We start from the raw sequence: 15,153 nt of genomic DNA on the forward strand, positions 1-15,153 counted from the left end.
TCTGCACTGGTCAAGGCGCTCTGCTTTCAGTAATCTAGCGCGTTTGAATCGCGACAAATTGAATTGAATCGTATGTTTTTTGAACAGGAACGAGGGCAGTTTTTCCGCCCCATGACCGGCAAGTACCGGGCACAGATTATGGAGTGCTTACGCGAGCTGTATCAGCGACTGTATAGCTCCAGCAGTGCGGATTATGGCCAAGCAATTCAACGTGATACGGTGGTTGAGGTATTTCAAGAGGCGCTTGTACGTGCCCCTGTATTGGCGGATGGCAGCGAAGAAGCTGACGATACGCCAGACGGTCGCTTTCGTAACAGCCGCGAGCAAGCCGGTTGGGTACTCAATCAACTTTTAGAACATGGTTGGTTAGAAAAGCAGGTGGATGAAGCCACGTTGCAAAGTACCTTTGCGTTTACTCGCTACGGGCGCTTATTCACAGAGCCATTCATCACCGAAAGTCGTTCAATGGCGCGCACTCGCCATCGTAATACGCGCAACACACGTAACTCGCTAGAATCTTTCTTAGAGCGCGGCGATATCTATGACCTGTTGGACGCCTATGAATACTCTGAGCGTATTATTAGTGATTTCACCGATGTGATTGCCGAGCTGGAAGAACGTAAGCGTGATCTTGTGCGTGAGATGGAAGATCAGCTTCTTATTCAGCGTGCCAGTGAAGCCTTCTTCGATTTTATGGAGAATCGCTTCCAGCCCGATCTATCTGTGCGTTTGTCGGCGGACAACGTTGAGAAGCATCGCGATACTATTCAAAAGATCATCAATGCTATCCGTAAAAAAGACGTCGCTTTCAAAGCGAAGACCGAGCGTCGCTTACGTGAACTCCTGCCGGAACTAGGGCAAGAAGGGCAGTCGGTATTTTGGACTTTGCTTGATGGCATCGAAATGCGTTTGCGTAATGCCAGTGACATCATGCTGCCAGCACTGCGTCGCGCACTGCAAAGCTTTACCAAACGTGCAGACATCATTATTCGTCAAATGAGTTATCTCGCGTCGCAGTCTAAAAATGACGTACTGACCGTGTGTAAGCACTTGGCCAGTAAGACCGAGAAAGAACAAAACAGCATTTTAGAGCGGGCCGGTGAGTTAATGGCCGTGCCACAAGTGCGATTAGTGGATCCTGGCCAAGTGCGTATGGCTGCGCCGCGTCATCGTCGTCATATCGAAGCGCATTTAGACGATGGCCAAGGCGATTTCGATATCGAAGCGCGTCGCGACATCTATGTGCAGCAAGTGTTGGATCAAGCCTTCCTTGTTAATCAGCAGGCTTTGAAAAACTACATGCAACGCCAATTGTCGACGGGTAAGCCGGTATCAACCCGAGATATGCCGATTGAATCGGCGCAAGATTTCCTCGCCGTAGCGCATGCTATTGGCCTAGGTGCAGCCGACGGCTTGTCGTCCGAATTCACCTTCCGTATTGATTATGATGAAAGCCCAGCCCGAGAACAGGGCGATGTGTATTTCACCAAAAAAGATCATTTTACCTTTGAACTGGTTCAGAAAGAGTCTTGAGTATGTTGCAGTCGATTGAAAAAGAATTAGAAAAAGAAGGACTGAGCCAGCGCGATTATTCCGAGTTATTAATTCGTTTGCTGGATTACGGCGTTATTTGTCGTGATGAATCTCAGATCGAACAAACACTTTATGATCGCTATGTGCGTTTAGAAGAATTAGTGGGTGAATATTTATCGCTGATTGGCGTGCGTATTCAACACGACCGCCGTTTTCAATTCGTGCGGTTATTTCCACCAGGTTCACAAGTTCCGGGCATGGATGAAGACCAAGAATTTGGTGGTCAGCAATCCTTCCGTACGCGCCTAAACCAAGCGGAAGTCGCATTAACCTTGGTATTGCGTGCTCAGTACGACAAGGCGCTGCGTGAAGGAGCGGTTGACGATCAAGGTTGCGTGATGACCTCGCTAGAAGCGTTAAGTATCGCCATGAAAAACCTTTTGAAGCGCAATTTGCCCGATAACCTAACGGATCGTAAACAGCTATTTCGTCGCTTAAAACAATTACGTTTAGTGCAAATTGCTAACGAAGAGACTTTAGGTGATGGCGACATGTGGTTGCGCATTCGCCCTATGATTATGAGTTACGTCAGTGATCAAGTCTTAACCGAACTGATGGATGGTGAGGATGACTCTGATGATGTTGAAATCGCGGCACTAGACACTACACCTGTGCCAGAAAAAGAAGCTGAAGTCGCTGCTGAATTGACTGACTCCGAAGATGGGGACGCAGTCGAAACTGTCGAAGAAACAACGGAAGACGTTGTTGTCGCCGACGCAGAGTCTGAAGCAGAAATTACGGCAGAAGCTGCCGATTCAGATCCTGCTGAAGAAGCTGATTTAGCTGAAAACACAGAACAAGCAGCAGCCGTAAAAGCTGACGAAGACACAAATAACGAGCCGCAGCGTTCACATCAACCTGCCAGCTTGTTTGGGGAATAATTGCCATGTTTTTAAAGAAATTTATATACGTTAACTGGGGCAATATTCCGGCCACTGAATTTGAATTTGGCCCCATTAATTTGCTCTCTGGTGGTAACGGTTCAGGTAAAACGACCGCAGCTGATGCCATTCAAACCATCATGACGGCAGCGCACGATACCTTGTTCCATTACAACCCCGGTCAGGACGAAGCTACCCAACGTGGTCGCGGTAAAAACGTGCGTACCTTGGCCTCTTATGTTTTAGGTTGTGACGATGGCAGTTATGCGCGCCCCGGCGGTGCTGTTGGCTATTTAGCCGCGGTATTTCATCCAACGGCGAACAGTGCGGATGGCACAGGTGGCGAAAGTGGTGAGCCGTTTACCGCGATTATCGGCGTGAGTGCGTCGATTGATCGCGCCGGTAGCCAGCCTGTTGCACGTCAAAATGATTTGCAGTTTTTTATTATTGCCGGCGAGCAGTTAACGCTAAACGACTTCTTGTTAGATCAAGCCGATGGTCAGCGTAATGTCGTCGAGTTGAATAAACTCGGTAAAAATCTAGCGCGTCGTATCGAACCGCACAATATTGAAAAATACGATACGAAAAAACAGTATTTACGTCGTTTATATGGAGCTTTACGTGGTCGCAATGATGCGGTGCCAGAACGTGAAGCCATGAACGCAGCGCGTACTTTCTCACGCTTTATGGCCTATAAGCCGGTTAAAAGTATTAACGGCTTTGTGGCTAACGAAATTCTCGAAGCCAAAGATATGGGCGATGCTATTCGCAGCGTATCGGACTTAATGAAAACCATCTATGCGATGGAATCCGATGCTAATACCTTGGCTGAAACCATCGCAATATTGAACAGCACCAAAGGCGCGACGGGCCGGTATATTGATCAATGGATTGATTACAACGTACTGGAATATACCGCTGCGCGCAGCCGTTTTTTACATGACCAACGCAGTTATTTAAGCGCAAAAGAACAGCAACAAAACTTTCGCGAGCAATTAAATAAAACGCAAAAAGAGCGTGATGTTGCCCAAGATCGCCGCAAGCAATTACGCGAACAGCTGATCACCATGGAAGCGCGTCGTCGTGGTATCGATGCGCTGCAAGATAAAGATGCGGCTGAAAGCGCTTTAGCTGATGGCAAAAAGAAATTGCAACAGCAAGCCATTCCTTTATTGGAACAAGAGCAGCTATTGCAGGCCAGTTTACGCGCGACCGAGTTAGTACACGGTGCTTTGCAAAAGACGTCAGTTGCCGCAGAAATTCCGTCGTTAGGTTCCAAGCGAATTCTTGATCAAGCGAAACAAGTATTAGCCATTAAAGATCAAGATGCGGTCGATTTCCGTAAACTACTGGGTAAAGACTGGGTCGATTTGTCGCCGCTAGAAGCGCACTTAGACGAAGCGCGTGAGCAGCAATCATTGGTGAATCAATGGCGTGACCGCTTCCATAATGTGGATTTAGAAAGCAGCGGCATTTCATTGCGCGATCAAATTGCGCGTAACGTCGACCGTCGCGAACAAAAATTCCAACAAGTACAAGCGCGCATGAATCAAAAACAAGGCGACATTGATAGCCTTGAAGCGCGTCAGCTAAATTACCCCGGTTTCGTGCGCCAAGCACTTGAAGCCATTCTGCGCGAGTGCCCACAAGCTGATCCGCGCGTACTTGCCGACTACGTTGAAGTGACCGATCCTGCATGGCAGAGCGCCATTGAAGGTTATATTGGTGGTGCGCGTTTCAGTATTATCGTTGAAGCAGCATTTGAAGCCGAAGCGGCGCATATTTTGCGTTCGATTCCTGGTGGTAGCCGTGCTCGCGTTATTCAAGGGCAAAAAGCGAAGAAAGACTGCGAGCGTTTAAAGCTGCCGTCGAATTCGATTTTAAATGTGATGTCGTTCGAACACGCGACCGCACGTTATTACCTTGAAGCCAGCTACGGCACGGTAGAACAAGTCGAAGACCTACACACTCTGCGTTTAACTCGTCGTGGTGTTACTAAGGAAGGCTTGGGTTCGGGTGCGTATTCAATTTATCGTTGCGACTTAGATGATACCGAACTGGTATTTGGTTTGGGCGCGCGCGAACGTGCGCTATCGGCCAAGCGTGGTGAATTAGAAACCTTGGCTGAACAAGCTAACGAAGCTAATCATCAGTTCCGCCAAGCACAGCAATTATTGGATGCCGTTAATTTACTGCGTCACGTAACATTCGCCGACCAAATGCAGGGCATGTTAGATACTCAGTATCAAATGGATCAAGCTGAAAAAGCCTTGAACCAAGTCGACGTATCCGACTTTAGCAATATGGAAGACGAATTTACTGGCTTAAAAGAAAAAGCCGATGAACTCGATGCCGTGATTAAAGAGCTGGATGGTGAGCTAGGTCGTTTACAGCAAATGTTAAACGACAGCGAAAAATTCTGTAAAAACCTTAGCGATATGCAGGAAAAAACTTCTGAAATCGCCGATAAAAAAGAAGAAAACCTACGCGCTATCGTGAGTGTGTGGCCAGACTTTGATTCAGAAGCACGTCTCGCCGCCGCCGATGCGGAAGCCAATGACAGCCCAGCCGAAGCCATCGAAAATATGCGTAAGAGCGTATCCCAAGAGCTTAATGCCACGGCTTACGAAATTGAGCGTAATATTAACGAGCACAATCTGCGTTGCCAAACCGCCGATGCGATTGTTTATGCACCGGATTATCGCGAAGAGCACAGCGCCCATTTCTTTAAAGGCGTGTGTGGTTTGCAGCGTGAAATCGAACGCGTTCATAACCGTTTGAAAAACAATATTTTGGTTGAGAAACAAGACAAGCTGGCGCAACTGCGCGAAAGCTTCAATAACGTCTTTATCACCAACCTATGTCACTCCATTTATCAAGCCATTAATGATGGCAAACGTATTCTGGAAGACCTAAACAAAGAATTGGCTCATCACCAGTTCGGTGCCGACCGAGAAACCTATTGGTTTGATTGGGAATGGGTGCCTGAATATAAGGAATATTGGCAGTTCTTTGATGAGGTAATTAAAAACCCATCGTTAGGTGATGGCGCTACCTTATTTACTGCGGATATTTCTGCAGCATCGAAGAAAGTTCGCGATCATCTGATGGCAATGCTGTTGGATGACGATGAGCAAAAAGCGATGCGCGAATTAGAGCGTATCTCTGATTATCGAAATTACCGCGCTTACGAAATTTATAAGCAGCCTGCGAACAAAGAGCCGATTGCGCTTAGCCAATACGGCACAGGGTCGGGTGGTCAGTTAGAGACTCCGGCTTATATTATTCGTTCTGCTGCGATTACCTCTGCCTTCCGCTTTAACGAAGGTGATACCCACTTGCGTGTGGTATTGGTCGATGAAGCCTTCTCTAAAATGGATGAAACCCGTTCGAAAGAAGTGATTAACTATTTAACTGAAAGCTTAGGTTTGCAGTTATTGTTTATTATGCCGACCAGTAAATCAGGGCCATTTATGGACTTGGTGTCTAACCAATTTGTGTTCAGCAAAGTGCCGTTAGTGGGTGGCCAATGCAAGGGTGAATTGCAAACCCGCGTTCTGGTTGATCGCCAAGAGTGCAACCAAGACAAAGTAAAAGAATTGTGGGCGAATCATCGCCGCACGATTCGCCACCAAGCGGCGCTCGATTTTATGGAAGAGTTTGCTTAATGACAGATCAAACTCTAGCGTACGGCGAGGGCGATGCCTCCTACCGTGCCGCAGGACAAGAAGAGGGCATTCGCCAATTGGTGGATACATTTTACGATGCCATGAGTGTATTACCCGAAGCGGCAATGATTCGGGCCATGCACCAAGACGACCTGACAGAATCGCGTGATAAACTCACGCGGTTTTTGTGTGGCTGGCTCGGCGGTCCGAAATTATACAGCGCCAAATACGGTCCAATAAATATTCCCGCTGCACATCGACATTTATCCATCGGCCCTGCGGAACGCGATGCATGGCTTGCCTGCATGCGTGAAGGACTAAAATCTCAGCCATACGCCGATGATTTTAAAACCTATCTCCTCACTGAATTATGGAAACCGGCAGAGCGTAGCCGGACGCATGATTAAGCGCGCTCGTTAAGTTATTGTGCAATCGAAAAAATCCCGTCTCGACCGATTTTTAAGCGTAAAAACCGGCACTCCAAAAGGTGATATTCGTTTATTACTTGCGCAAAAACGTGTGCAAGTGGATGGTCGTATCGCTACCGATGCGCAACAGATTATTGATCAGTTCAGGCATATCACCCTTGATGGTGACATACTGCAAAGCAATACCCGCCGTTATATCATGCTGAATAAACCGGTGGGTGTTGTTAGTGCCACCAAAGACGATCAGCATACCACCGTGTTAGACCTTCTGAGTGAATATAAAAACGGCGAATTTTACGCCCCAGATTTACATATCGTTGGGCGTCTGGATTTAAACTCGTCGGGTTTGTTGCTACTTACCAACGATGGCGAGTGGTCACGGTATTTAATGTCACCTGAAAATAAAGTCGCTAAAGTGTACGAAGTCACGGTTGAAAAACCTATTAGCGATGAATGCATACACGCTTTTTCTGACGGTATGTATTTCCCCTTTGAAGACATCACCACTAAGCCAGCAACGCTTGAACGTATGAGCGATTGTGTTGGCCGAGTAACCCTCGAAGAAGGCCGCTATCACCAAATAAAACGCATGTTTGGTCGTTTTCGTAATCCGGTACTTAAATTGCATCGAATCTCAGTGGGGGCGTTTTATCTGGATAATGAACTGGCAGCTGGGCAGGCTAAAAATTTAGTCGCGGTTGAATGTATTAAAATAATTAAGGAGGAATTTTAATTGAAGCGCTTTTTTCAGTGGCAGTTTTAAGTGAAAACTGAAATTGAATAACATAAAATCTGCATTATTTTTATCGCTAGGTTATTAGGGCCACAATGTGGCCCTTAACAAGAGAATTATTGCGCATAAGGCGTTTTGTCGCGATTAAATGTTCCCTAAAATCATGTCGGCGGCATTTTCAGCAATCATCATGGTCGGCGCATTGGTATTACCCGCCACTAAGGTTGGCATAATGGATGCGTCAATCACGCGTAAGCCTTGTACGCCACGTACCTTCAGCTCAGGGTCAACAACAGAATTCTCATCTGCGCCCATTCGGCAGGTGCCGACCGGATGATAAATAGTTTCTGCCCGTTTACGAATATCCGCTTCTAGTTGCGCATCCGTTTGAACATCCAGTCCAGGCAATAACTCACATTTGGTGTGAGCAGACATAGCAGGAGAGCGGAATATTTTACGGGCAATTTTGACAGCATCCATCATGGTTTTTAAATCATCGGGATGTTCAAGGTAGCATGGATCAATCAATGGATCGGCCAGTGGATCAGCGCTCTTTAAGCCAATGAAACCACGGCTTTTCGGTAATAAATCACAAATGTGCAGCGTAAAGCCGTATCCTGGGGTGATTTTTCGACCATGATCATTTAAGTAAACAGGCAAAAAATGAAATTGAACATTGGGGCGATCACGAGTCTCATCACTTTTTACAAAGCCACCGGACTCTGCCACGTTAGAGGTAAGAAATCCTTTGCTTTTAAATATATAAGAAAACACGGCCCCAATAGACTTAGGGATTGCACCGAATGCAACCCCAATCGGAAGGCTCGAATTCGCCGTATTCATCAATGTGATGTCAAGGTGGTCTTGTAAGTTTTTGCCCACTTCAGGAAGATTATGAATCACAGAAATGCTGTGTTTTTTTAATTCATCCGCCGCCCCAATTCCCGAAAGCATGAGCAGCTGGGGTGAGTTAACGGCTCCACCAGACAATAATACCTCGCCACCTTGATTGAGCATGACTTGCTCGCTGTTGTTACCTTGTTGATAAGCGACGCCGCTAGCGGTGGTGCTATCGAATATCACACGGGTCGCACGAGCATTGGTAATAATGTCTAAGTTGGGTCTATCCAATGCGCCGGTTAAGAAGGCTTTAGCTGAACTCCAGCGGCGGCCTTTCTTTTGAGTTACCTGATAAAATCCAACGCCTTCTTGGCTTGCACCGTTAAAGTCATCATTCAGTGGCAAGCCGGTTTGCTGCCCAGCCTCAATGAATGCTTTGCTTAAAGGGTTGGTTGTCTGCAATTCACTAACGGACAACTCGCCTTGATTGCCATGATACTGTGAATCACCAAAACGTTCATTTTTTTCTAGGCGTTTAAATAACGTGAGCGCACGATCCCAGCTCCAATTGTTACCGGCTGATTTTTGCCATTCATCGAAGTCTTTTTCATGTCCACGAATATATACCATGGCATTAATGGAGCTAGACCCCCCAAGTGTTTTACCCCTTGGCCAAAATAACTCGCGGTTATTCAGTTTGTTCTGCTTTTCAGTATTAAAAGCCCAGTTGAGCGTTTTATTGTTCGCTAATAATGCGATACCAATAGGCATATGAATGAAAGGGTTTTTGTCGGCAGGGCCTGCCTCTAGTAAACATACACGCTTTGAGCTATCGGCTGATAAACGATTGGCAAGTACGCATCCTGCGGATCCAGCACCGACAATAATATAATCATACATGAACATAATTCCTATTTTAGTGGTTATTAACCTAAGAACTTAACGACCATATTAACGAGTCGTTTGACCGTGGGTGTGTATGGAGGAAAGAGCATGTGAGTGATGGATGTTTGATCCTGCAATATGCCCTTTTCATGAGAAAAAGCAAGAAAGCCATGATATCCATGAGCAACACCAATACCACTGTTATTAACCCCACCAAAGGGCAAATTAGGGTGAAGAAAATGGACTACGGTTAAATTAACACCCACAGCACCAGAGCTAGTTGAGGTAATTATATGGTCAACAAAAGCACTATCGTCAGAGAATATATATAAGGCTAATGGTTTTGGGTTGGCATTAATACGGGTAATTACTGACTGAATATCATCGAACTCAATAATCGGTAAGATAGGCCCAAATAATTCTTCCTGATTGATTTTCATATCATCGGAAACATGCGTCAAAACAGTCGGAGCAAGATAATTATCGCTGGCATCCATATCACCGCCTTGAATAAATTTGGCACCTTTATCACGAGCATCATTGAGGAGTGATTCTAAACGCCCAAAATGCCGATCATTCACGATTCGGCAGTAATCGGGTGACTGCTTTTGTGCATCCTTGGAGTGACCATATACACGTTGCACTTCTTTTTTTACAGCCTGAGTAAATTTTTCGGCTATGTCGCGATGAACAAAGACATGATCAGGCGCAATACAGGTTTGACCGTTGTTCGCAAATTTCCCCCACACAATATTGCGTGCGGCTTTATTAATGTTGGCGGTTGGACCGACGATGGTCGGTGATTTTCCACCTAATTCTAGGGTGACAGAGGCTAATGATTTAGCGGCTTCGCCCATGACGATTTTTCCGACCTGAGGGCTGCCGGTAAAAAATATGTGATCAAAAGGCAGTTTTAACAGGGCTTGTGAAGCGACTGCATCGCCCTCAATGACGGTAACCAAGTCAGGTGGAAAGGTGTTTTTAACAATGTCGGCAACTAGGGCGGATGTATGAGGCGTCATTTCAGAAGGTTTGATGATGGCCGAATTGCCAGCTGCCAATGCAGAAACTAATGGGCCAAAGCTTAAATTAAAGGGATAGTTCCACGGGGCTATAATTAAGCATGTGCCTTTTGCTTCAGGGCGTAACTTGGCTTTGGTGCCCAGTACTGATAATGAGGTTTTAACATTTTTGGTTTTCATCCAGTTTTTTAAATGCGCTAGCGTATGACGAATTTCTTGTAGAACTGGGAATATTTCGGTTAGCTGAACTTCGGTTTCAGGCTTTTTAAAGTCGGCATAAAGCGCTTGGTAGATATCCTTCTCTCGACTTTGTATGGCGTGTTTTAATTTTTCTAAGATGGCAACGCGTTGTGCATAGTTAAAATTTTGACGGCGCTCTTCAGTACGATCGTGTTGCTGTTTGAAGGCATCTGAAATAATCGGGTTTGTATCGTCAGACGGGAATACAGCCGTTTGAATGGTGGAGTTCATATGCCTTCCTTTTTAATAGGTTTATATTATTTTTATTTATCTTCTAAGACAGTGTAATCATCTTTGGTCGCACCGCAATCAGGGCAGCACCAGTCTTCAGGGATATCTTCGAAGCGCATGCCAGGAGGAAAACCCTCAGCTTCATCGCCGAGAGCTTCATCATATATATGATCACACGTAATGCATACCCACTTACGTAATGGGCCCTTGTCATCACTAACGGACTCGACTTTCCCCAGTGTGGCTTTCTTCACTGGGATTTTTTTTTTAGCAGCTGTGGGTTGAGCGGCGGGTTTAATCACAACTTTTTCAGCTACGGCACTGCCTTCAATTAATCTGAAGTCAGGTTTGTCGCGTACCGCGCAGTCAGGGCAAGACCAAGAGTCAGGTACATCGGCCCATAAGGTAGAGGGGGGAAACCCTTCATGAGGTTCGCCGGTGGTTTCATTATAAATGTATTCACAATCTGGGCACTGATATTTTGCCATGGGGATATTTTCCTTTTTTGTTATTTGAACCAACAGGTATTCATGTTGGCACTGGGCTGCACTTTCTTCAAGAGAGTGCAGCCCGTTAACCTACAGTGTTTAGTAGACTAAGCTTTTTCTTAATTAGGCGGCTTTTTTATGACCAAACTGTTGTTCGTATTGCTCACGGCAGCCTTCATGGATCTGGATTTTATCTAAATCACCATCAGCCCATTCAACAACACGCTTATCCATGACTGAGCGGAACCAGCCAGGAAACAGGGCCATAAAGAACATACCTGGATAGCCGCTGGGCAGTGTTGGTAGACCTTTAAAATCGCGTAAAGACTGATAAGAGCGAGTTGGATGTGCATGATGATCCGAATGACGCTGCAAGTGGAACAACATCAAGTTAGACATGATGTGGTTACTATTCCAAGAATGGTAAGGCGTTTGATGTTCGTAACGACCATCAGGTTTTTTCTGACGTAATAAACCATAATGTTCAATAAAGTTAGCACTGGTGAGCTGCCACCATGCAAATGCCGCTTGTAGTGGTAAAAATATCAACATCAATGGGCCATACAGAGCAAGCAATACAGCATACAGTGCCACGGTAATAATCGCGGGTTGCAGTACTTCATTGTCTAGAGACCATGGGCTTTTTCCGCAGCGCTCTAGGCGTACCGCTTCTAAATCCCACCCGCGACGAAACGCGCCAGGCAGTTCACGCTTAGAGAAGGTATAGATGCTTTCACCCATGCGTGAGGTGGCTGGATCGGCAGGTGTGGCGACGTCGCGGTGATGCCCTTTGTTGTGTTCAATGAAAAAGTGGCCATAACCTACGGAGGCCAATACAATTTTAGCCATCCAACGATCAAAACGGTCTTTTTTGTGTCCTAATTCGTGTCCAGTATTGAGCGCTAAGCCATTAAGAGCGCCAACCGAGAGGGTGAGCAGTAGGAATCCATACCAAGAAATATCATGAGTGCCAATCCACCAAGCGGATACCACTAGTGTGATGTAATGCATGGGGACGGTTAGATAGACTAAAAATCGGTAGTAGCGGTCGTTTTCAAGACTAGGTACAGCCTCTTCTGGGGGGTTGCTGGTATCTTCACCAAACATGGTATCTAGGAGGGGGATCACTCCGTACCAAAACACCAACACGGCGGCATAAAAAAGTTCTATACCTGTTTGATAGACTAACCAGATACCGACCATAGGAGCTAATGGCCAAAAAACCGCAAGTGGCCAAAGGTAACGTTTTTTATCAACATAAGGCGTCAGCGGTCCGAGCGCCTGGGTCGTTGTATTCATATAGGTGTCTCCTGTGTGGGACTTTTATTTTTATGGTGGTTTCTCCTGAACTCATAGTCATGCGAATATCGGAGGATTCCTTACTATCCCCTTCAATCAGCGATACCGACAACTACACTTTAGAGTAGTTTTTACTGGAAAAGCATGAAACGATAGGAACAACGGGGCGTGAACTATGGGTGAGCTCTTGATGGTCATTAATCAAAAATGGAGATGAAAGGGGTTGATTGAAGATGAATCAAGAAACCAGCAGCGCATCAAAAAAAAGCTGATGCAGGTGAATCGTCACTGCCTCGAGCGCGTGCGCTTAAGTATACCATATGATAAGGGGGAACGGGTTGTGCTGTGTCAGGCATTACCGGGCTACGGTAAAACAGTGCTGCTTGCTCAACATGGCTTGGCACACATACAGCGTTATAATGCGACGGTTGTGTGGTTGAGTCTTGCCTCGACAGGGTCCTCAGAGGATGCTCTTGTGAAGGCTCTTTGGGAGCAAATATCACCCACACCTGCATTAGAGATTTTGAATCAGCAGCCGCCACTTGATTTAGAAACATTAGGAAGTCACTTGTGGATGATAACAGAGCACAATGAAACACCGATTTTGATATGTATTGACGATGCCGAAGATAGATTGATCCATTTTGAAAATTTTGAAGAATTTGTACTCAGTACACCTGAATGCGTGTACTTTTCAATAGCCAGTGCCCAGAAATTGCCTTTCACGCGCTTACGTTTAAGGCATGTGCTTATCGAATTGAATGGACAAGATTTGGCGTTAACAGAAGAAGAATTAATGTGCTGGGGAGCTCACCATCCGACATGTGCCGGTTTGGTGCGTGAACAATGGCATGACATTCAAGTCATGACCGATGGTTGGGCGGCATTGTGTGTGCTGGTATCAATGAACTACCGCCCTGCAGATACTATTTTAGAGTATTCAGAAATAACCCACTTTCTAAATAATTATGTATTTACATTATTAGATGACGAACAATATGAGTTTTTATTGCAGGTATCTGATTTTGTCAGCCTCACTGAGCGGTTATACGATCATGTGTATAAAACCACACAAGCATGGCGTTTGATTGAGGAATTAAGCCAGCAGTTACTATTTTTAAGTCGTGATAAAAAGCACCAGGATGGTTATTGTATTCAGTCAGCTATCGCTAAACATTTATCCAGACGATATCAAGATACAGCGCCCAAAGAACGTTCTCGATCTATCAAGCGGGCGGCGTATTGGTATTGGAAAAACAAACGATTTCAGCATGCGATCAGCATGGCTATTTTAACGAATGATTACCAGTGGTCTCATCGTATTAATACGGATGTCATTGTTGATTTGGCCTTGCTTCAAGGAGAGACAGATTCACTTAAAAGTTGGTTGTTTGAGATACCTCAAAAAGAATTATTAGAAAACCCTGCTTTGGTAATTCTTTGCGCTTGGATGCTCTATTTTAGTCAAGAGCATGAGCGTGCCGAGTCTTTATTGCATCACTTGTCTGTTAACTCGAATCATATGCATAAAGGTTGGCCTCTTTTGGTGCGTGCAGTGGGGTATGCAAATCATGATAAGTTGTTTGTTAGCGAAACCATGTGTCAGGAATGGCTGCTTGAATTTGGTGAGAATAATGCCAGTGGTAAAGGGATCGCACTCACCTGTTTAGCGGTTAATTATGCGATTAGTGATCAGGTTGGAAAATTCAAGGCCATTTTGCCCGAGGCCAAGGCACACGTTCAGCCGTTGAGCCAAAGTTTCGCATATGGATGGATCCATATTGCTGAAATTTTGCATAACATCGCTGTTGGTGATTTTTCTCAAGCAGAGAAGAAAATGCAGCGAATTAAGGTAGATGAAAACTTTCAAGTAGACGACAATCATTTTTGCAAACGTCTATTACTGATACTAGATTTTGAAATAAAATTAGAGACTCAGGGGCGTAGCAGTCTTAATATACCAATAGCGCATGTTATGGATTTCATCTTTAGTTATTGTTTTACTGAAGTAGCCGTTTCAACTCTATTCTCTATTACTGCCGGAATGATTTCTCGTAATGATGCCGCCTCAGCCATAGAGTATTGCGAGAGGATGAAGCTACACGCATTGGATAAAGGATTGACGCGTTTGGTGCAATACTGTGATTTAGAAATAATGGATTTATATCAAAAAAACTATCCAATGCCATATCCTATAAACTTACTTAATTTTCATGATTCGAATATTTCTGAGAATGTAAGGCTTACGCATGTTAATAGAATGAAAATCAAGAGCGCGCTGATTAAAATCTATAGTTTATTGCAAGATGAAGATTTTAATGAGGCGTATATTCATTCTGTTACTGCCATTAAAATGGCTCGTCGTCATTGTGATGAGCGTTTATTGATGAGCGTTTACCTATCTTCTGCCGCAGTATTTTTTGGTCTTGAACGAATTCATGAAGCTAAAAAACACGTCGCATTTTCAATTGAAATTATGGAACGATTAGGGTGTCGTTATAGTTTTAGGTCACAGGCTTACCGGTTAGAGCAGGTTATGCCTAAAATGAAAAAGCTCTACACAATGAAAAGCCTATTAACGCAAGAGGAGAGCAGTGCTGAAGATAGCTCTTCCGTGGTATTAGGCGCTCAGATGGGAAAAGCTGAAAAATATAATTTATCGACAAAACAAATCGCAGTATTACGATACATAAAAAAAGGCTACTCGAATAAAGAAATAGCCAATCAATTATTTGTCAGTGAAGATACGGTAAAGTGGCATATTCGTAAAATATTCCGAAGCCTTGGTACTTCTAATCGTACAGAGTCTGTTGCTGAGGCTGAATATCGACATATTTTATAAAGG

General features: G+C 45.0%; 10 protein-coding genes. 6 read left to right on the forward strand and 4 right to left on the reverse strand.

The window, feature by feature from the left end; genetic code table 11:
* Window positions 1–72 precede the first annotated feature (72 nt).
* From TOL_RS06825 to TOL_RS06845, 5 genes are read left to right on the forward strand one after another with little or no spacing between them, the layout of a single operon-like run.
* Complete coding sequence (locus TOL_RS06825) at window positions 73–1,533, forward strand: Wadjet anti-phage system protein JetA family protein (protein ID WP_015486573.1); 1,461 nt, start codon at window positions 73–75, stop codon at window positions 1,531–1,533.
* 2 nt (window positions 1,534–1,535) lie between these two features.
* Window positions 1,536–2,474 carry a DUF4194 domain-containing protein gene (locus TOL_RS06830; protein WP_015486574.1) on the forward strand — a complete coding sequence of 313 codons (939 nt, stop codon included), beginning with the start codon at window positions 1,536–1,538 and terminating at the stop codon, window positions 2,472–2,474.
* Window positions 2,475–2,479: 5 nt separating this feature from the next.
* Window positions 2,480–6,142 carry an ATP-binding protein gene (locus TOL_RS06835; RefSeq protein WP_015486575.1) on the forward strand — a complete coding sequence of 1,221 codons (3,663 nt, stop codon included), beginning with the start codon at window positions 2,480–2,482 and terminating at the stop codon, window positions 6,140–6,142.
* A complete protein-coding gene (locus TOL_RS06840; protein WP_015486576.1) occupies window positions 6,142–6,549 on the forward strand; it encodes a group II truncated hemoglobin in 408 nt (135 codons plus the stop codon). The genes TOL_RS06835 and TOL_RS06840 overlap by 1 nt, the downstream gene beginning before the upstream one ends.
* Window positions 6,550–6,568: 19 nt before the next feature.
* The gene (locus TOL_RS06845; RefSeq protein ID WP_015486577.1) at window positions 6,569–7,303 is read left to right on the forward strand and encodes a pseudouridine synthase; all 735 of its coding nucleotides are present in this window, start codon (window positions 6,569–6,571) and stop codon (window positions 7,301–7,303) included.
* Window positions 7,304–7,447: 144 nt separating this feature from the next.
* Here the strand turns inward: TOL_RS06845 and TOL_RS06850 are convergent, their stop codons facing one another.
* The 4 genes from TOL_RS06850 to TOL_RS06865 all read right to left on the reverse strand — a co-directional run bounded on the left by TOL_RS06850 (window position 7,448) and on the right by TOL_RS06865 (window position 12,308).
* The gene (locus tag TOL_RS06850; RefSeq protein WP_015486578.1) at window positions 7,448–9,043 is read right to left on the reverse strand and encodes a GMC family oxidoreductase; all 1,596 of its coding nucleotides are present in this window, start codon (window positions 9,041–9,043) and stop codon (window positions 7,448–7,450) included.
* A gap of 26 nt (window positions 9,044–9,069) precedes the next feature.
* Window positions 9,070–10,521 carry an aldehyde dehydrogenase family protein gene (locus TOL_RS06855; protein WP_015486579.1) on the reverse strand — a complete coding sequence of 484 codons (1,452 nt, stop codon included), beginning with the start codon at window positions 10,519–10,521 and terminating at the stop codon, window positions 9,070–9,072.
* Between the two features lie 32 nt (window positions 10,522–10,553).
* The gene (locus TOL_RS19495) at window positions 10,554–11,009 is read right to left on the reverse strand and encodes a rubredoxin (RefSeq protein WP_015486580.1); all 456 of its coding nucleotides are present in this window, start codon (window positions 11,007–11,009) and stop codon (window positions 10,554–10,556) included.
* Window positions 11,010–11,132: 123 nt separating this feature from the next.
* Entirely contained in the window at window positions 11,133–12,308 is a 1,176-nt protein-coding gene (locus TOL_RS06865; RefSeq protein ID WP_015486581.1) for an alkane 1-monooxygenase, read from the reverse strand.
* Between the two features lie 223 nt (window positions 12,309–12,531).
* Between TOL_RS06865 and TOL_RS06870 the strand changes: the two genes are divergently transcribed.
* Window positions 12,532–15,150: a helix-turn-helix transcriptional regulator gene (locus tag TOL_RS06870; RefSeq protein ID WP_025265738.1), complete on the forward strand. Its 2,619-nt coding sequence runs from the start codon at window positions 12,532–12,534 to the stop codon at window positions 15,148–15,150.
* Window positions 15,151–15,153 lie beyond the last annotated feature (3 nt).

Source organism: Thalassolituus oleivorans MIL-1, assembly GCF_000355675.1.
Lineage (GTDB): Bacteria > Pseudomonadota > Gammaproteobacteria > Pseudomonadales > Oceanobacteraceae > Thalassolituus > Thalassolituus oleivorans.